The sequence below is a fragment of the uncultured Psychroserpens sp. genome (genome assembly GCF_947503375.1).
In the GTDB taxonomy this organism is placed as follows: Bacteria; Bacteroidota; Bacteroidia; order Flavobacteriales; family Flavobacteriaceae; genus Psychroserpens.
Genome location: NZ_CANNDQ010000006.1, coordinates 196,934 through 215,115, shown reverse-complemented (window position 1 = coordinate 215,115; position 18,182 = coordinate 196,934). Strand labels below are relative to the sequence as shown.

Here is an 18,182-nt window from a genome sequence, read left to right as displayed (position 1 = left end):
ATGAAATTTAATTGCTCTTTTTGAGCTTAGGCATATTTTCATCTTTTATTACTAGAATGGTGGCTTTTACTCCAGTAAGAAGATTCCATCGTTTTGAAGACACTTGCATTTGATTGTCATCAAACACCTTAAATTCTGCTGTATTTGGTCCTGAATCACCTTGATTCAAGGCCAGGAACACAATTTTATTTATACCTTGTTTAAGAGGTACATTGAACGATTTATAACCAGAAGCAAGCACTAATGAAGGAATAAAAACTTCATCATTTACGAAAATACGAACCATATCTCCATCAGGAAATTCATGGTCTCTACACATGATATTAGCAAATTCTCCGTTAATTCTAACATCTCCCAAAAATTGATCTGGCATAGATTCTATTTTGTAACCTTGCTCTACAGCTCTTGCATTATAACGTTTTTCAAAAATTTCACCTGGATCACGCAAACCATTATCGTCAAACATTGAAAATTCTTTTTTTGGTTTCTTTAATGATGGTAAAACTTTAACTGGAATGCCATCAATGTTTTTTTTAGTGTTTGTTATGCCAACTTTTTGATTTGGTTTAATTTCAAATTGTAAAGGTGTTGAATCTTTTTCTTTAGTTTCTTTTGCAGGAATCTTTATAGACTTTTGCTCACTATCAGGTTGTGCATAAGCATGAAATGTTACACAAATAAATAATAAGACTAATATGTTTAGCTTCATAAGATGATCTTATCTAATAATAGTAATTGAAAATCAAAAACCATTCCTAATACGAAAATAACGACTTTAACTATTAAAAATTTTAATAATACGTTAAAACTTACCGTTGAAGCTTAGTCGTAATTTTCTTGTATACTCTTCGAGTAACCAATCTTTGTAGTTTTTTGTGCTATTCATAATACAATAGCAATACTGCTTGATTCTATAGCATATATCTTCATGAAGTAATTTTGCAAGATCCCTGGCTTCAAAGACATCTTCACTATTCTCAATGCACATTTGTGAGTGTTGGGCAATTGAATTTTCAATAGCCTTCATAGATTTTTCGCCTTGTCTAATTACTTTTTTATATTCTTCTTTAATGTCAAAATTAGAATCTTTAGATTTTTTGAATCGTTTTCGAAGCACCTCTGGCATCACATAAACAAAATCACGCTCTATATCCTCATCATTTCTAAGATTCTCTAAATAAAAGTCTGGATTTTTAAATATATGTTGCCAATCTACTGGCTGATTCCAAGGACCAAACCGCACAACATTATTACCGAGGTCAACCACTGTGAACTTACTTTTATCGCCATGAATTCTAGAACCTCTACCAATCATTTGAAAGTAAAGTGTTAATGATCGTGTTGCGCGATTCAAAATAATAGATTCTACTGAAGGCTCATCAAAACCAGTAGTCAAAATACTTACAGATGTTAATATACCTTTGGGTGTATTTTTAAACCACTTTAGAATGTCTTTACGCTCTTGTTTGGTACACGTATTATCTAAATGTCTGATATCATAACCTGCGCGTTTAAAAGTGTAATATACCTCTTTTGATGTATTGATACCATTGTTAAAGATTAATGTCTTTTTACCTTTTGAGAGCTCTTCATAGGCGTACAACAATTTGCCCTGCATCATGGCATTGGTATATAACGCTTCAGACGATTTTACGGTATAATCACCATTAATACCAATCTTTAAGCTATTAAGGGATACGTCATAATTATACATTTCGGCTGTGGCTAGAAAACCATTTTTAATTAGAGTAGCTATATCATCACCAACAATTAATTCTTTATAATTGTCTTTCATTGGCAACTTTATATTGCTACTCAACGGTGTTGCAGTCACTCCAAGAATGAAGCATTTGTCGAAGAACTTGAATAATTTTCTAAACGAATTATAGTGCGCTTCATCAATAATAACTAGACCTATATCTTCAAGTTTTAGCTTTTCGTCATTGAGTCGGTTATTCAAAGTCTCTACCATTGCAACAAAACACTCATACTGATCTTGGTCTGGTAGCTCTTTGACTTTACTGTTTATGATTTTATTATTCACACCAAAACCATTCAATACCTTCGACGTTTGTTTACATAATTCAATACGATGCGTAAGAATGACGACTTTCTTTCGGTGTTTTTTTATGTAGCGTCTTACAATTTCAGAAAATATAACCGTTTTACCTCCACCTGTAGGTAGTTGATATAGTAGGTTATAGTTATCTGGAGCATTCTCTAGGACATCAAAAATGCGGTTTAGATCTGCAATTTGATAATCGTAGAGACTTTTTTTGGTGAAATTTTGGTTATCTATTTCTAAGGTTGATGACATAAATTAATAGCTTCTGAAAAAAAAATTCTTACAAAATTAAGATTTTATAAGGTTATCAAGGCATATTGTTAAAAACAATTGACAAAAAAAAGAGGAACTTTTGTTCCTCTTAGTAATTTCTTACGGTTATTATGAAATTTCGATACGCTTTGGAGGCTTTTGTTTAGCCTCTTCCCGCTTGGGTAAAGTAATGCATAAAATACCATTTTCGTAAGTTGCTTTTACTTGTTCTGATTCTACAGTGTCAGGTAGAGAAAATGTTCTTTTGAATGATGAGTAACCAAACTCTCTTCGCGTGTAAGTGTCATTGGTTTCTTCATTTTCTGTTTCAATTTCAGTTGATATCGATAATACCTTGTTATCAATATCAATATTGAAATCTGATTTTTTCATACCTGGAATTGCCAATTCTAAAACATAGTCTTCAGCATTTTCTTTAATGTTAACTGCAGGCAATGTTATTCCTGTATTGAAATTTGATAGAAATCCAGTTCCTAATCCATTTTCAAATAAATTGTCAACCCAAGATGATAAACTATTTTGAGTTGAGCTGTTCGAGCCATTTAATGGCGACTTAATTAAAGTACTCATTGTAAATCAATTTTAAGTTAAACATAAATTCATTCTATTATAAAACAAATAAGATACCAAAACTTTTACAGCTTATAATCTCTGACATTTTTTCAATAATAAAAGTCAAGATGTCATTTTTATCCATTATAAAGCTATGATATACAGTGTTTTAATTGTTAATTTTTGTTAAATTACTACTTTGCAATGCATAGTACTGTAACATTTATGCTTACATGGCGTCTATTAAGTATAACATCAATTAAAAAACAAATAATCATGAGAACATTAAACAGTAATCAATTAACAAGTGTATCCACAGAAACTAAAACATTCACTTGGAATCAAAAAAGACGCTATAGATAATAATTCTATTGCAATTCATCAATCAATAAAAACAATCTACCATGAAAGCATTAACGAAAATTATCAATACGTCGCATACGGTCAATGACGATTTAGAAACCGTAAAATCATAAAACGATTAGAGTTAGTTTTAAATTAAGAAATGGTGTTTAAGAGGAACCTCTTAAACACCATTTTTTAATATAATGCATTGTGGTATTATTCTTGAGGTTAAGATATAAACGTCTTAAAACCATACTCATGAGGACCTCTAGAAACAACATGCCACAAGTAAATGCAGGATCTATGGCAGATATTGCTTTTTTGTTGCTTATCTTTTTTCTTGTTACTGCAGTGATACCAAACGATAAAGGCATCAATAGGAAACTACCTGAACTTTGTCCGACTGATACCAATTGTAACACTAATATAAATCAAAGAAATATTTTGCAAATACATGTTAATGCTAAAGATGAGCTATTAGTTGAAGGTCGCATTATTAAGATCGATGAACTTAAATCAATTACTAAGAATTTTTTAAGCAATAATGGTGATGGAACTTGCTCTCATTGTGATGGTTTAAGCTTATCAACATCGTCAGATAACCCAAAGAAGGCTGTTATTTCACTACAAAATGACAAACAAACCTCTTACGAATTTTACATTAAGGTTCAAGATCAATTAACGCAAGCTTATTATGAATTGAGAAATACTTATGCCAATTCAGTTTTTGATAAACCTACTAAAGACTTAACAAAAGAGGAATTACAAAAAGTAAGAATGGCATACCCATTTATTTTATCTGAAGCAGAACTAAGATAAAATTACAGTGAATCGTTAGTTTTTTCAACTCTATAACTAATATTAACTTTACGTCTACCCCAATTTTTGGCCGCTTTTACATCTGTACCCATGTAAATATCAATACGATTTACCCAACGCTTATTCATTTTATCTTTTACAAGATAGGTACCCTCAACACCTTCAATTTTAACTGGTGTGTTGTGAACTAAACCTTCTTTGAGCAAATTTCTTGAAACAGCAATGTATCTTAAACCTGGCTTTAAACTATCACCAAATGCTGTAATATGAGGATTTGAACTCGTCTGATAAGCAAGTGAATTATATGCAGTGGCTGTAACTTCAATGGTTTTCCATTCATAAACATTTGCCTCCTCTTCTCTACAATTGAAAGATAGCAAACAAACCAAGACAAACGCATACATAATTTTAGAACACATAGATAAATATAAGATTTTGATTCTATTTACGAGTAAATAATACTTTTCGTAATTTCATGTCTTAATTAAAACAAATTTCATGAAATTATTTTTTCCTTCTTTTTTCTTAATAATTATGATGTACTCATGTAAAGATAATGGTAATACTATCAATGATCTTGATGGCAATACCGAATCTGTTCGGTTAATCCAAAAAGCCAAAGATATACACAAACGCGTAATCACATTAGATACACACTGTGATATAGATATTAAAAATTTCACTGATTCAGTTAATTATACTCAAAACTTAGAATCTCAAGTAAATTTACCAAAAATGAAAGCTGGAGGTCTAGATGTTGCATGGTTTGTTGTTTATACTGGGCAAGATACTTTAATACATGAAGGCTTTGAAAACGCCTATAATAAAGCTATGGCTAAGTTCAACGCCATACATAAATTAGTTGAAGATATAGCACCTGATGAAATTGAATTGGCTCTTAATTCTGATGATGTAAAGCGAATAACAAAATCAGGGAAAAAGGTCGCAATGATAGGAATTGAAAATGGTTATCCAGTTGGAAATGATCTTACTAATGTTGAAAAATTCTATAACCTTGGAGCGCGATATATGTCTTTATCGCATAATGGTCATAGTCAATTAAGTGATAGTAATACTGGAGAAATAGATGGTCTCTGGCTTCATAATGGTTTAAGTGATTTAGGAAAGGAAGTGATCAAAGAGATGAATCGTTTAGGTATGATGATAGATGTATCTCACCCTTCAAAAGAAGCAATTAAACAAATGATACAGTTGAGTAAAGCACCAATAATAGCATCTCATTCTTCAGCAAGAGCCCTATGCGATCACAGTAGGAATCTTGATGATGAACAGTTACAATGGTTCAAAGAAAACGGAGGTGTTATTCAAACTGTAGCTTTTCAAGCTTATGTAAACAAAGAAAAAAATGATACTAGAAATGAAGCATTGAAGCCTATTTATGAAACTATTGCCAAATCTTTAGGAAATCGTTGGTTGGAAAGAGAGGAAATCAAAGCATTACCAGACGAAGAACAAGAAGCGTATTACAATTTAAGAGCCAAAGTGAAGCGGTTAGCTGATGAAAAAGCTAAAACCATAAAAGATTTCCCACCTAAAGTGAATGTGTCAGATTTTGTAGATCATATTGATTATCTAGTTGAAAAAATTGGTGTGGATTATGTCGGGATAAGCAGTGATTTTGATGGAGGCGGTGGTGTTGAAGGCTGGAGTGATGCTTCTGAAACATTTAATGTAACTCTAGAATTAGTTAAACGTGGTTACACTGAAGAAGAAATCGCCAAACTATGGAGTGGGAATTTACTTAGAGTACTAGATGAAGTTCAAACCATAGCACAAACGCTAAGAAAATAATATTGATTTAATGTAACTAAGTTAGCTTCACTAAATCAATAATATTAGCAACTACTGTAGCAATTAATAATGTAATAAGAATTGAATTTAAGATAATGCCAATTATTTTTTTTATTGACCTTGGGTCTTTTCTACCTTTAATACTATAAATAAAACCCGAAATAGTAAAGAAGAACGTTAGTAATATGCAAAATCCACTAGCAATATCATAAGATTCAATTGTAATAACTTGAGAATTGGTCAACGATTGTAGAATGATAAACAATACAATAAGCCCAACACATATCATTGCATAATTAAATCCCTTTATGGCATATTGTGCTTTACTCATATGAACTTAATAAGCTAGTAATTCTTTTAACACAGCTTCAAATTTGCCCTTTGCTAGGTATTGATCCTCAAGCTGATTAATGAAAGGAATTGGTGTATCCATACTAGCAACACGCTTTACTGGAGCATCCAATTGTTCAAAACAATTTTCCATAATCAAAGCTGAAATATCACTAGCAATTCCTCCAAACATTGAGTCTTCTTGAAGAATAATTGCCTTACCTGTTTTTTCAACAGAACTATATATGGTTTCTGTATCTAAGGGTTGTAATGTTCTTAAATCTATAACATCTGCATGAATATCATTATTAGCATCAAGAGTTTCTAAAGCCCAATGCACAGCTGCTCCATAAGAGATAATAGTAACTTGATTACCTTCTCTTAATATAGAAGCCTTACCTAATGGCAAAGTAAAATAATCTGTTGGAACCTCCTGACGTATACTTCTATATAGCGCCTTATGTTCGAAAAATAATACTGGATTAGGGTCATTAATTGCAGAAGCTAATAAGCCTTTAGCATCGTATGGAAAAGCAGGATATACTACTTTTAATCCTGGAGTTTTAGTGAACCAAGCTTCATTGGTTTGTGAATGAAAAGGGCCAGCTGCAACACCAGCGCCACATGGCATTCTAACAACTACATCTGCATTTTGACTCCAACGATAATGAGACTTTGCTAAATAGTTTACAACAGGATTAAACCCAGAAGTAACAAAATCTGCAAATTGCATTTCGACAACTGCTTTCATACCAGCAATTGACAATCCCATTGCCGCTTCAACTATTGCCGACTCACAAATTGGTGTATTACGCACACGATCTTTCCCAAAAGCCTTAACAAAACCTTCCGTAATTTTAAAAACACCACCATATTCAGCAATATCTTGTCCCATAATTACTAAATCTTTGTGTCGTTCCATAGATTGTTTTAAACCAACAGAAATAGCATCAATCAGACGCAGTTCTTCCGTATTTTCGCTTGGCGTAATAGATTGGTATTCAAAATCCTTATATACATCATTTAATTCAATAGTTTCATTTGGAACAATAGGATCTTCATCAAATGCTAATTTTAGATTCTCATTAATTTCATGAACAATTCCTTCTTTTATGGCAACTTCTTGTTTTTCAGTTAAAATCTTCTCGTCTTTTAAAAAGGCTTGAAAATTTTCTAAAGGATCTTTTTTAGCCCATTCTTCCATTAATTCCTTAGGAACATATTTTGTGCCACTTGCCTCCTCATGACCACGCATTCTAAAGGTTTTAAATTCTAGTAATATTGGTCTTGGTCGTTTTCGAATACTTTCAGCTAACTTTTTAACTTTTGAATAAACTTCTACCACATTATTTCCATCAATAACAAAAGCTTCCATCCCATAACCCTTGCCTCTATCTGCTATATCTTTACATCGATATTGTTCGTTTGTTGGTGTAGATAATCCGTAGCCATTGTTCTCAACACAAAACAAAACAGGCAATTGCCAAACAGATGCAACATTCAACGCTTCATGAAAGTCACCTTCACTTGTACCTCCTTCACCTGTAAATACTGCTGTAACCTGCTTTTTATTTTTCAATAAACTAGCCAGCGCTATTCCATCTGCTACACCTAGTTGAGGACCAAGATGCGATATCATTCCTACGATATTATAGTCTTGAGTTCCAAAATGAAACGAACGATCTCTACCCTTGGTAAATCCGTTAGCTTTACCTTGCCATTGACTAAACAACCTGTGTAGTGGGATATTTCTTGACGTAAATACCCCCAAATTTCTATGCATAGGCAATACATATTCGTCATCATTCATTGCTAAAGTTACACCAATAGAAATTGCTTCTTGACCAATACCAGAAAACCATTTTGAGATCTTCCCTTGACGTAATAGAATGAGCATTTTCTCTTCAATTAACCTAGGCTTAAGCATAGATTTATATAACTTTAAAAGCGTTTGGTTGTCTAAATTCTTCTTATCGAAAGTTATCGTACTCCTTGTGGAAGTCAGCATATTCAGTTGTATTGTATTTAAAAATCAAATGTAATTAAAAATTGATTGAAATGTCTTTAATGTTTGTTTTTTTTGACCAAGTTTATGTAATATGAAATTACCTAGGTTTTCTTTATTTTTGTAGTATTGTAGTTATAATTAAATACATCAAAATAATGGATAGAATACCCAGTGTCAACCTAGAAGACTTTGTTTCAGGTGACCCAAATAGAAAACAAAAATTTATTAATGAAATCGGGAAAGCTTATGAAGATATTGGCTTTGTAGCATTAAAGGGACACTTTTTAGATGACGCTTTAGTTGATAAATTATATAATGAGGTTAAGAATTTTTTTAATCTACCATTAGAAACCAAGCGCAAATATGAAATAGAAGGCATAGGTGGGCAACGTGGTTATGTTTCTTTTGGAAAGGAAAGTGCGAAAGGAAAAAAAGAAGGCGATCTTAAAGAGTTTTGGCATTTTGGACAGTATGTAGAAGATGATCCAGAACGTGCAAAAGAATATCCTGAAAATGTATTTGTTGAGGAAATACCAGATTTCAATACTGTTGGAAAGGAAACATATGGAATGCTTGAAAAAACAGCTAAGTATGTGCTTCGAGCATTGGCTTTACATTTGGACCTAGAAGAAACCTATTTTGATGACTACATTCATAATGGAAACTCAATTTTAAGACCAATACACTACCCTCCAATTACGAAAGAACCAGAAAATGCGGTAAGAGCCGCTGCTCATGGAGATATTAATTTGATTACGCTACTAATGGGTGCTCAAGGTCGAGGCCTACAAGTCCAAAACCATAAAGGTGAGTGGATCGATGCAATAGCAGAACCAGACGAATTAATGATTAATGTTGGTGACATGCTCTCTAGACATAGCAACAACAAACTTAAATCAACTATACATCGTGTTGTGAACCCACCTAGAGAACTTTGGGGAACATCGCGGTATTCAATTCCATTTTTTATGCATCCAATAAGCGAAATGAAACTAGATGTGTTAGATAGCTGCATAGATGATGAAAATCCAAAACAATTTGAAGATATTACTGCTGGTGAGTTTTTAAATGAACGCCTTATTGAATTAGGACTTAAAAAGTAAAATTTTATAATGGATTTACAAGATCAACTCAAAAACTTATTTCCAGATCATATTTCAGAGGAAACTACAGAAAAGGTTGATGAAAAAAGTGGTATCTGGTTACAAGACGACCCTATAGTTTGCAAATATGAAAAGCGTAAAGGCAAGCCTATAACAATACTAGAAGGTTATACTGGTGCAAATAAAGACTTTAAATTACTAGCAAAAGAACTAAAACAAATGCTTAGCGTAGGTGGAAGTTTTAAAGACGATAAAATCATTATTCAAGGAGATTACAGAGATAAAATCATGGAAATACTTAAAGACAAAGGGTTTTCTGTTAAACGCGTAGGTGGTTAAGTTATGAGTAAAACACTTCATATCACAAATGGTAATTCTTTAACAGATTACATTACAGAATTAGACATAAAAGGAGACATCTTAACTTGGCAGGAAATGCTTTGCGAAGGTCCTACTATAGCCAATATCAATTCAAATGAGTTCTTAACTGTTAGAAAACAATTTTTAAATGACTATTATAACATTGAATTGAATGAAAATGAGTTAAATAAAGAACTAAATAAACTCGATCATATTGAAGCTTATAATGAAATTGTATTGTGGTTTGAATACGACTTGTTTTGCCACATAAACCTTATAGCTGTTTTAAGCTTAATTCATCAAAAAGAAATTACACTTCCGCTCTATTTGGTTTGTAGTGGAAGAATTGAAGGAGAGAAAAACTTAAAGGGCTTATGTGAACTTAATCCAGAACAATTGCTGCAACATTATCACCAGAAAGTTAGATTAACAGATGATGACAAGGAGCTTGCACTCTCACTATGGCGAACCTACTGTGGTAAAGATCATAATTTATTCAAGCCATACATAACACGTGAGTCTTCATTTAAATACATGAGCAATTGTTTAAAAGCGCATTTGAGACGATTTCCAGATGCTAAAAGCGGACTTAGTATTCTCGAAAAGAACACGCTAGAGATCATTCGAGATAAAGACGTAAAATCAAGACACCATCTCTTGGGTTATATTTTAAACTATCAAGGTTATTATGGGTATGGTGATCTTCAGCTTGAACGTATGATAGATAAACTAGCATTATTTTTTGATGAGGCTGAGAATCAAATACGTCTTAATAGAAAAGGACATGAAGCGCTAATTAAAATTCATAATATCTCTTTAGAGCTGAATAATGATTTGACTTTTGGTGGAATTAACCGTCTAGACTATCAGTTTAATAAAGCTCAAAATAAACTTGTAAAAACAAACATTAATGCCTATTAAAGCTTCAGAATTAATACTCAATCCTGACGGAAGCGTTTATCATCTTAATTTGCGTCCCGAACACATTTCTAATACAATTATTACTGTTGGAGATCCAGACCGAGTTGAACATGTCACTAAACACTTTGATTCAATTGAAGTAAAAATTAGGAAGCGTGAATTCCATACACAAACAGGAAGATACAAAGGAAAGCGAATTAGTGTAATTTCTACTGGAATTGGAACAGATAACATCGACATTGTCTTTAACGAGTTGGATGCTCTAGTAAATATTGACCTAGATAAACGAGTACTTAAAAAAGAGCTTACAAGTTTAGATATTATTAGAATAGGTACATCAGGATCTATCCAAAAAGAAATACCTATAGATTCGTTCTTAGCAAGTAAATATGCCGTGGGTTTTGATAGCTTGTTACACTTCTATAAAAGCTCTCACGTGCAACATGAAGCTATTTCAAAAGCCATATCAGAACATACCAACTGGTTTAAATCTAAATCTGAACCATATGTTGTGAAGTCTAGTGACGCCTTGTTTAATAAAATGAACTCCTCAATAGTTTATAGTGGTTTTACTGCAACTAATGTTGGTTTTTATGGTCCGCAAGGTCGAGTACTTAGGTTGCCAGTTCAAGATGCAGCACTTAATGATAAATTAGCGAGTTTTAATTATAACGGATTGACCATAACAAATTTAGAAATGGAAACTGCTGGCATTTATGGTCTAGCCGCTTTGTTAAATCACAATGCAATTTCAATGAATGCAATTATAGCAAATAGAGCAACAGGTGAATTTAGCGAAAATCCAAAAAAAAGTGTTAACAACTTAATCATCTATACGTTAGATAAACTAGTATTATAATTGACGAAGAAACAGCAAAATATATTGAAAACTATAAATATTGGAGGTGTCCCTGAACATTTTAATTTAGCTTGGTATTTAACACTTAAAAATGGTGAATATAAAACCGAAGGAATTAACCTAAGATGGAAAGATTATTTTGGTGGTACAGGTGCAATGAATAAAGGATTGCGTGAAGGTGAAATTGATATGGCAGTGATCCTTACTGAAGGCATCATTAAAGACATCATAGAAGGTAACCCGAGTAAAATAGTACAAACCTTTGTGGAATCACCTTTAATTTGGGGAATTCATGTTGCAAATGATTCAAATTATAATACCATTCAAGATCTAAAAGGCACCAAAGCTGCAATTAGCAGGTATGGTTCTGGCTCACATCTAATGGCTTTTATTAATGCCGAAAACAATAATTGGAATCTTGAAACTGATCTCAATTTTGAAGTGATTAAAAATCTTGATGGTGCAGTTGAAGGACTCACAAATGGAATTGCCGATTATTTCATGTGGGAAAAATTTACAACTAAACCAATAGTTGATGAAGGAATATTCAGGCGGATTGCAAATTGTCCTACACCATGGCCCTGTTTTGTTATTGCTGTTAATAATAACTTCTTAAAGGCAAATAGAGATGAGGTTAAAACAATATTAGACATCATTAATACTACAACACAAGAATTTAAGTACATTCCAAGTATAGATCATACTATCGCTAATAGATATGATCAGAAGTTAGAAGATGTACAAGAATGGTTGTCTTTGACCGAATGGTCACAAAGCCCTATCGATGAAATGACCATAAATACCGTTCAAAATAAATTGCTTGAACTGGATATAATTTCAGAAAAATTTGAATATTCGCAATTAGTAGAAAAGTTAAAATAACCGAATTTAGTAGGAATTTTCTAGGTTTAGTTGTTATATCTACAAAGGAATATAAATTGTGATTTTGAAAAAAATTTAACAAAAAATTAATGTTTTATCGCTTAACTTTCTATATTTCAAAAATTTAATTACATTTGTTAATACCGAATCACTGACTAAACTTGACTTAAACAGAAGAATATGATAATGATAATTACTCTAACACTTTCTATTTTAGTTGTTATAAATTTTATACTACTTGCTTTTAGTTGTAATAAAGTAACCAAGAAAAAATATACCGAAAAACCTAAAATTGAAAATACTATTACGAGTCCAACTATCACAGCTTCTATTTCAACAAAAAAATTAGCTTCATCATCAAGACAACTTGCTCCAACTGGCAGTTAAAATACATCTATTCTTTTTCTACCACTCTATTGATGTAATACCTTTATTACTCAAGTACTGATTTACTTTACTAAAATGCTTATTACCAAACCAATACCCTCTGTTTGCACTTAATGGCGATGGGTGACCTGAAGTAAATATTTGATGTTTGTGTTGACTTATAAGCTTTGCTTTTTGTTTTGCAAATCCACCCCAAAGTAAAAAAACAATATTTTCTTTTTCGCTATTTATAATTTGAATGACTTTATCAGTAAAAACTTCCCAACCTTTTTTCTGATGACTTCCTGCTTGATGTGCCCTAACAGTCAACGTTGCATTAAGTAGTAAAACACCTTGATCAGCCCAACGTTCTAAATTCCCTGAATTAGGATATGAAACGCCCATATCATACGCAACCTCTTTAAAGATATTAATTAATGAAGGTGGATGAGCAATTCCGTCATTGACCGAAAAACATAATCCGTTAGCTTGGCCAGGACCATGATATGGATCTTGACCAATAACTACCACTTTAACATGATCAAAATTACAATGATTAAACGCTGAAAAAATTTGCTTTCCTGGAGGATAACAAGTATGTGTTTTGTATTCTTGCTTAACAAAATTTACTAATGATTCAAAATACGGTTTTTTGAATTCGTCTTCCAGTAAGTTTTTCCAGCTATGATGGATATCTACATTCATTTTATCTAAAAAAAAATCATATTGTCTAAAATATGAAATATGTCATAAATTAGTAATTGCAAATATACTATATTCGTTAGTGTAAAATCTATTGTCATGGCTAAAGCTATTATAGAAAGAGTTCAGAGTATTTTAAACAATCCGCTTCAGGATATAAAAACTATAGGAGAAATTTCTCATGATGATTTTTATACAAATCATATAAAAAAGAATGCTCCAGTAAAAATCACAAAAATGATGGATCACTGGAAAGCTAGAGAATTATGGTCTTTAGATTATTTTGAAAAAATAGGCAAAGACAAAGAAACCTACATGTATAAAGGTAACATTAGGCAAAATGATACCAATTGGCAGTTTGGTGCCTTTCAAGACTATTTGAACGAAATACGTAGCTCTGAAACAGATACATACTTAGGAAATATGCCTATAGCAGAAATGTTCCCCGAGCTTTTAGAACATGTTGATTTTTCATTGATATCTAAAAACACCGTTAGAAATTCAACATCGCTTTGGATAGGTCCTCCTGGTACATTAACAGGTTGGCATACCGATCGGCTAGCCAATAATATTCTTGCTTTAATTGAAGGCAGAAAGTTAGTGTTTTTGGTTAGTCCAAAAGACACAGCTAAAATGTATCCTAGTGATAAATACGAGCCTGGATCTCGCTTGAGTGATGTAAATATGGAAGATTTTAACGAAGAGAAACATTCACTATTCAAAGATATTAATGTGCAGTACACAATTATCAATCCTGGTGAAATGTTATTTATTCCTCAAACATGGTGGCACTGCGTTTACGGCTTAGATATTTCTATAAGCTCAAATAATTTTGCCTTCACTCCTATTGATAATTTTAAAATGAAAACTTCAGAACTTATCAAACGTAAACTTCATAGTGTAGGCTTGTACAGTTCAAAAAATTGCGTGTGCCATTATGTAAATAACGAAGGCAAGCGTGTTAGACGTTAGGCAATATTTCATTTTATTACTAAATCATTAATAAGTACCTTTGCAACTTATTAGTTTTAGGAGGTCAGTCAATGATTAGTATTCACGAAAAAACATTACATGATTTAGAGTTTTATACTGTGTTACAGCAAGTGTCTGAGCTATGTATCACAGACTTAGGACGTCTTAAAATATTGGAAACCAAGCCTTTTCCTACTAAAGAAGATGTGCTTCAATCCTTGAAATACACCAACGAATATGTATCATCATTCTATAATGATAATCGTATACCAAATCATGGATTTGAACCTATCACAAAAGAAATTAAACTCTTAGGCATAGAAAATTCATATCTAGAGACAAAGAGTTTTAAGAAATTAGTTTCAATTACAATCACGATACGTGATATTTCTAAAGTCTTAAAAAAGTTTGAAGAGTATTACCCTTCGTTATCAAAACATAGCGCTTCAATAGAGATAATTCCAAACTTAATTTCAGAAATTGATACTATAATTGATCGCTTTGGTGATATTAAAGATAATGCTACAAATACCTTATTTCAAATCCGTCAGTCTATAAATTCGGTAAGAGGAAAAATCAATCAGAGTTTTAATTCTGCATTAACTAGCTATCATAATCTTGATTACTTAGATGACATTAGAGAATCTGTTGTTGAGAATAAACGTGTGCTTGCTGTTAAAGCGATGTACAGACGTAAAGTAAAAGGAAGTATCTTAGGAAGTAGTAAAACAGGCAGTATTGTTTACATGCAACCTGAAGCTACATTTCAATATGCAAGAGAGCTGAATAATTTAGAGTTTGAAGAAAAAGAAGAAATTGATAAAATTCTTAGGAATTTAACCGAATACATCAGACCCTATACTAATACTTTAGAAAGCTATCAAAATTTTCTAACACAACTTGATGTTATCTATGCTAAAGCTAAACATGCACAATCTCTAAATGCGATTCTTCCAGAACTAAATGAGGTTAAAGTTTACGAAGCTAAAGATGCGTTTCATCCACTACTCTATGTCTCAAATAAAAATGAAGGCAAGAAAACCCTTCCGCAATCAATTGTACTTCATCCAGAAAACAGAATTATAGTTATCTCTGGACCGAATGCTGGTGGAAAAAGCATTACTTTAAAAACCATTGGTTTACTTCAAGTGATGCTTCAATCTGGAATGTTGATTCCTGTGCATGAAAAAAGCAATATTTGCTTATTTGACAGAATTATTAGTGATATTGGCGATAACCAATCTATTGAAAATCATTTAAGTACCTATAGCTACAGATTAAAACAAATGAATTACTTCCTTAAAAAATGCAATAAAAATACGTTGTTTTTAATTGATGAATTTGGAACTGGAAGTGATCCTGAACTTGGAGGTGCGCTTGCTGAAACATTCTTAGAAGAGTTTTACCATCGTGAAGCCTACGGAATAATTACAACTCACTACTCCAACTTAAAAGTATTGGCTAATGAGTTGCCATACATGCAAAATGCGAATATGATGTTTGACGAAAAAAGTCTAGAACCAATGTATAAATTGGCACTAGGTCAAGCAGGAAGTTCATTTACATTTGAAGTTGCTCAGAAAAACGGAATACCTTATAGTTTAGTTAATCGGGCTAAAAAGAAAATTGAACGTGGTAAAGTTAGGTTTGATGCAACTATTGCTAAACTTCAGAAAGAGCGCAGTAAACTTGAAAAAACAGAGCGTTCATTAAAAGAAAATGAAAAGAAAAAACAATCTGAAGCTGATAAACTTGAAGAAATCAATGCTAAGGTTCAGAAAAAGTTAGAAAACTTTCAAGAGCTGTACGACAGCAACCAACGTTTGATTTATTTAGGCCAAAAAGTTAATGATATTTCAGAAAAATACTTTGAAGATAAAAAGAAACGTGAGTTGATGGCAGAATTATTTAAGCTAGTTCAAATAGAAAATTCTAAGCGTAAAAAAGTATCTGCAAAACAAAAACTTGCTGAAAAAGCAAAAGAAAAACAAATCCAACAGGAAGCTGAAAAGAAAGTTGCTGTCATTAGAAAAAAGAAAAAAGCTGCAAAAGCAAAGATACCAAAAGAAGAAAAACCAAAACCTACTTTAAAAGTTGGTGATCGTGTACGAATGTTTGATGGCAAAGCTGTTGGTTCTATTGATTCTATAGAAAAAGGAAAAGCCATAGTAAACTATGGCTTTTTCACGACTAACGTTAATTTAGATTTATTGGAATTGGTTGAATCTAAATAATTCCTAATTACAGCTAATCCAATATACTTCTGAAGGAGCTCCCCAAATATTTCCTCCATCAAATTCGTAGCATATTTCTGAATAAATATAATTTCTATATTCTACTTCATTGTCTGAATTAACATAAATTGCGTTCCAACCTCCTGCTCCATATTGATATTGAAAGTAAATCCTTATATCATGGACTCCATCTGGTACAGAAACACTAATATCATCACCTTGATTAATTTCATAGTTCTGAGTAAAAGTTATACCAGAGGTTGAATTTTGAGGAAGATATGACATATAAAATCGTGTATCATGAAAGGACTCATTTGTTACAGTTACATCATCATGAATATATGGTCCATCTTCAGAACAGTAGGTCGAATTATAATTTGTTGTATAACCTGTTTTCACTAAAGCATTGTCTTTTATATATCGTGTTTGATATGCTATTGGGATTCCAGGATTTGTAGGTGCATAAACTGCCGAGCCTTCTTCAGTTAGATAGCTTATTGAACCTGGTCCTGGCAAAAGTGTATTGAAATTAATAGTCTCAGTAGAAACTTCAGCATTCTCATCAATGGTTATGACACTGATTACGGAGTTGTCTATAATGGTCTCTATTTCATTATTAACACCAACAATTTCGGTATTTCCTGCTATATAATTTAAGACTTCATCTAGACCTACGTTCGTGTCTAAATAACTACTAATTCTTAATAAAAAAATCTTACCATATTGAACTGAACTTATATAAGCAGGAGGATTATCATCATCCATTTTGCTTTGAACTTCTTCTAAAGTCACGTCATTTGCAAAGAAATTTGATGGACTAGTAGGTTCATCAACATTAACAGAATAGAACACTTTTTTGATAGCCATATAAGCCACTCTCTGGCTTGGAGTAGTCTGTTGTATAAACTCATTAGAATAAGCTTGATTAGACCATTGTTGAGGAAGGCCTAATTCTAGACCTATTTGACTTGTAGTATAAGACTTAGAAGCTCTGTAAAAAGACTCCGATACATGATTTTCAACATAGGCATTATTGTTCCACCATGATAAGGCATTATCTATTCCTGTCTCTACATTTCCTATAAATGCTGGGTTTTCTATACTAATGTTTCCATTGTCTCCCATATTAGGTAAATCTAACATCAAATTGATAGGCCTTCTATCAATTTGCAAAGAATCTGGTAATCCATTGAGCATTTCTTGATTTATATTAACTAATGCACCAGGATATATGGTTTCACCTGTATACCTCAATATTGCTGTTTCATCAAAGTCTCTCTCTAATTTGTAGTCAGTTGAGGTACATTTTATTTTGTTTCCTCTAAACGGCCAACCTTCAGATACCTCTTGATTTAGAAGATTTAATTGATAACCATTACCTCCAATATTATTAACGTTGAGCATTCCAGAAGGGTCATAAGTTAACCCTTGAATGTATTCATTAATGCTGGTTGCTTCCGGGTTTCCATTATTGTTATCATCACTATCGTCTGCTTTACTACAACTTAGAGCAGTTGCAATAAATGCTAATAATAGAAAGATTTTAGGGTTTTGGTGTAAAATTCTCATAATTATAAGT

18 protein-coding genes are annotated in these 18,182 nt (G+C 32.2%); 10 read left to right on the top strand and 8 right to left on the bottom strand.

The genetic code is table 11. The features are described from left to right. Positions 1 to 7: 7 nt before the first annotated feature. The 3 genes from Q0876_RS11870 to Q0876_RS11860 form a co-directional block, all read right to left on the bottom strand. The gene (locus Q0876_RS11870) at positions 8 to 709 is read right to left on the bottom strand and encodes a hypothetical protein (RefSeq protein ID WP_299228126.1); all 702 of its coding nucleotides are present in this window, start codon (positions 707 to 709) and stop codon (positions 8 to 10) included. Between the two features lie 93 nt (positions 710 to 802). Next, positions 803 to 2,317 (bottom strand): DEAD/DEAH box helicase family protein, encoded by a 1,515-nt coding sequence (locus Q0876_RS11865; protein WP_299228124.1) that lies wholly within the window; start codon positions 2,315 to 2,317, stop codon positions 803 to 805. A gap of 129 nt (positions 2,318 to 2,446) precedes the next feature. Next, entirely contained in the window at positions 2,447 to 2,908 is a 462-nt protein-coding gene (locus Q0876_RS11860) for an Hsp20/alpha crystallin family protein (protein WP_299228123.1), read from the bottom strand. A gap of 585 nt (positions 2,909 to 3,493) precedes the next feature. Here Q0876_RS11860 and Q0876_RS11855 point away from each other — a divergent pair. Beyond that, positions 3,494 to 4,054 (top strand): biopolymer transporter ExbD, encoded by a 561-nt coding sequence (locus Q0876_RS11855; RefSeq protein ID WP_299228121.1) that lies wholly within the window; start codon positions 3,494 to 3,496, stop codon positions 4,052 to 4,054. A gap of 2 nt (positions 4,055 to 4,056) precedes the next feature. On the opposite strand, the gene Q0876_RS11850 is transcribed toward Q0876_RS11855, so the two are convergent. Then, entirely contained in the window at positions 4,057 to 4,473 is a 417-nt protein-coding gene (locus Q0876_RS11850) for a hypothetical protein (protein WP_299228119.1), read from the bottom strand. A gap of 79 nt (positions 4,474 to 4,552) precedes the next feature. Between Q0876_RS11850 and Q0876_RS11845 the strand changes: the two genes are divergently transcribed. Next, positions 4,553 to 5,866, top strand: coding sequence for a dipeptidase (locus tag Q0876_RS11845; protein ID WP_299228117.1), 1,314 nt, complete (start codon positions 4,553 to 4,555; stop codon positions 5,864 to 5,866). 16 nt (positions 5,867 to 5,882) lie between these two features. On the opposite strand, the gene Q0876_RS11840 is transcribed toward Q0876_RS11845, so the two are convergent. Beyond that, complete coding sequence (locus Q0876_RS11840) at positions 5,883 to 6,197, bottom strand: hypothetical protein (RefSeq protein WP_299228115.1); 315 nt, start codon at positions 6,195 to 6,197, stop codon at positions 5,883 to 5,885. Positions 6,198 to 6,203: 6 nt separating this feature from the next. Further along, on the bottom strand, positions 6,204 to 8,204 hold the full coding sequence (locus Q0876_RS11835; protein WP_299228114.1) for a dehydrogenase E1 component subunit alpha/beta: 2,001 nt from the start codon (positions 8,202 to 8,204) through the stop codon (positions 6,204 to 6,206). 155 nt (positions 8,205 to 8,359) lie between these two features. On the opposite strand from Q0876_RS11835, the gene Q0876_RS11830 reads away from it, so the two are divergent. The 6 genes from Q0876_RS11830 to Q0876_RS11805 all read left to right on the top strand — a co-directional run bounded on the left by Q0876_RS11830 (position 8,360) and on the right by Q0876_RS11805 (position 12,716). After that, positions 8,360 to 9,307, top strand: coding sequence for a 2-oxoglutarate and iron-dependent oxygenase domain-containing protein (locus tag Q0876_RS11830; RefSeq protein WP_299228112.1), 948 nt, complete (start codon positions 8,360 to 8,362; stop codon positions 9,305 to 9,307). Between the two features lie 9 nt (positions 9,308 to 9,316). Beyond that, the gene (locus tag Q0876_RS11825) at positions 9,317 to 9,646 is read left to right on the top strand and encodes a translation initiation factor (protein WP_299228111.1); all 330 of its coding nucleotides are present in this window, start codon (positions 9,317 to 9,319) and stop codon (positions 9,644 to 9,646) included. Positions 9,647 to 9,649: 3 nt separating this feature from the next. Further along, complete coding sequence (locus Q0876_RS11820) at positions 9,650 to 10,588, top strand: DUF1835 domain-containing protein (protein ID WP_299228110.1); 939 nt, start codon at positions 9,650 to 9,652, stop codon at positions 10,586 to 10,588. Next, positions 10,578 to 11,447 (top strand): nucleoside phosphorylase, encoded by an 870-nt coding sequence (locus Q0876_RS11815; protein WP_299228109.1) that lies wholly within the window; start codon positions 10,578 to 10,580, stop codon positions 11,445 to 11,447. The genes Q0876_RS11820 and Q0876_RS11815 overlap by 11 nt, the downstream gene beginning before the upstream one ends. Before the next feature lie 24 nt (positions 11,448 to 11,471). Further along, a complete protein-coding gene (locus Q0876_RS11810) occupies positions 11,472 to 12,329 on the top strand; it encodes a substrate-binding domain-containing protein (protein WP_299228108.1) in 858 nt (285 codons plus the stop codon). A gap of 180 nt (positions 12,330 to 12,509) precedes the next feature. Then, positions 12,510 to 12,716 carry a hypothetical protein gene (locus Q0876_RS11805; protein WP_299228107.1) on the top strand — a complete coding sequence of 69 codons (207 nt, stop codon included), beginning with the start codon at positions 12,510 to 12,512 and terminating at the stop codon, positions 12,714 to 12,716. Positions 12,717 to 12,734: 18 nt separating this feature from the next. On the opposite strand, the gene Q0876_RS11800 is transcribed toward Q0876_RS11805, so the two are convergent. Then, complete coding sequence (locus Q0876_RS11800) at positions 12,735 to 13,400, bottom strand: uracil-DNA glycosylase (RefSeq protein WP_299228106.1); 666 nt, start codon at positions 13,398 to 13,400, stop codon at positions 12,735 to 12,737. Between the two features lie 96 nt (positions 13,401 to 13,496). Between Q0876_RS11800 and Q0876_RS11795 the strand changes: the two genes are divergently transcribed. After that, on the top strand, positions 13,497 to 14,369 hold the full coding sequence (locus Q0876_RS11795) for a cupin-like domain-containing protein (protein ID WP_299228105.1): 873 nt from the start codon (positions 13,497 to 13,499) through the stop codon (positions 14,367 to 14,369). A 71-nt stretch (positions 14,370 to 14,440) separates the two neighbouring features. Next, complete coding sequence (locus Q0876_RS11790) at positions 14,441 to 16,603, top strand: DNA mismatch repair protein MutS (RefSeq protein ID WP_299228103.1); 2,163 nt, start codon at positions 14,441 to 14,443, stop codon at positions 16,601 to 16,603. Between the two features lie 3 nt (positions 16,604 to 16,606). Here Q0876_RS11790 and Q0876_RS11785 read toward each other — a convergent pair whose 3' ends face one another. After that, positions 16,607 to 18,172 carry a thiol-activated cytolysin family protein gene (locus Q0876_RS11785; RefSeq protein ID WP_299228101.1) on the bottom strand — a complete coding sequence of 522 codons (1,566 nt, stop codon included), beginning with the start codon at positions 18,170 to 18,172 and terminating at the stop codon, positions 16,607 to 16,609. Positions 18,173 to 18,182: the final 10 nt, after the last annotated feature.

Bases quoted from the DNA above. Each gene is read 5' to 3' on its own strand.
- Q0876_RS11870 (WP_299228126.1), bottom strand. From the start codon at position 709: ATGAAGCTAAACATATTAGTCTTATTATTTATTTGTGTAACATTTCAT.
- Q0876_RS11865 (WP_299228124.1), bottom strand. From the start codon at position 2,317: ATGTCATCAACCTTAGAAATAGATAACCAAAATTTCACCAAAAAAAGT.
- Q0876_RS11860 (WP_299228123.1), bottom strand. From the start codon at position 2,908: ATGAGTACTTTAATTAAGTCGCCATTAAATGGCTCGAACAGCTCAACT.
- Q0876_RS11855 (WP_299228121.1), top strand. From the start codon at position 3,494: ATGAGGACCTCTAGAAACAACATGCCACAAGTAAATGCAGGATCTATG.
- Q0876_RS11850 (WP_299228119.1), bottom strand. From the start codon at position 4,473: ATGTGTTCTAAAATTATGTATGCGTTTGTCTTGGTTTGTTTGCTATCT.
- Q0876_RS11845 (WP_299228117.1), top strand. From the start codon at position 4,553: ATGAAATTATTTTTTCCTTCTTTTTTCTTAATAATTATGATGTACTCA.
- Q0876_RS11840 (WP_299228115.1), bottom strand. From the start codon at position 6,197: ATGAGTAAAGCACAATATGCCATAAAGGGATTTAATTATGCAATGATA.
- Q0876_RS11835 (WP_299228114.1), bottom strand. From the start codon at position 8,204: ATGCTGACTTCCACAAGGAGTACGATAACTTTCGATAAGAAGAATTTA.
- Q0876_RS11830 (WP_299228112.1), top strand. From the start codon at position 8,360: ATGGATAGAATACCCAGTGTCAACCTAGAAGACTTTGTTTCAGGTGAC.
- Q0876_RS11825 (WP_299228111.1), top strand. From the start codon at position 9,317: ATGGATTTACAAGATCAACTCAAAAACTTATTTCCAGATCATATTTCA.
- Q0876_RS11820 (WP_299228110.1), top strand. From the start codon at position 9,650: ATGAGTAAAACACTTCATATCACAAATGGTAATTCTTTAACAGATTAC.
- Q0876_RS11815 (WP_299228109.1), top strand. From the start codon at position 10,578: ATGCCTATTAAAGCTTCAGAATTAATACTCAATCCTGACGGAAGCGTT.
- Q0876_RS11805 (WP_299228107.1), top strand. From the start codon at position 12,510: ATGATAATGATAATTACTCTAACACTTTCTATTTTAGTTGTTATAAAT.
- Q0876_RS11800 (WP_299228106.1), bottom strand. From the start codon at position 13,400: ATGAATGTAGATATCCATCATAGCTGGAAAAACTTACTGGAAGACGAA.
- Q0876_RS11795 (WP_299228105.1), top strand. From the start codon at position 13,497: ATGGCTAAAGCTATTATAGAAAGAGTTCAGAGTATTTTAAACAATCCG.
- Q0876_RS11790 (WP_299228103.1), top strand. From the start codon at position 14,441: ATGATTAGTATTCACGAAAAAACATTACATGATTTAGAGTTTTATACT.
- Q0876_RS11785 (WP_299228101.1), bottom strand. From the start codon at position 18,172: ATGAGAATTTTACACCAAAACCCTAAAATCTTTCTATTATTAGCATTT.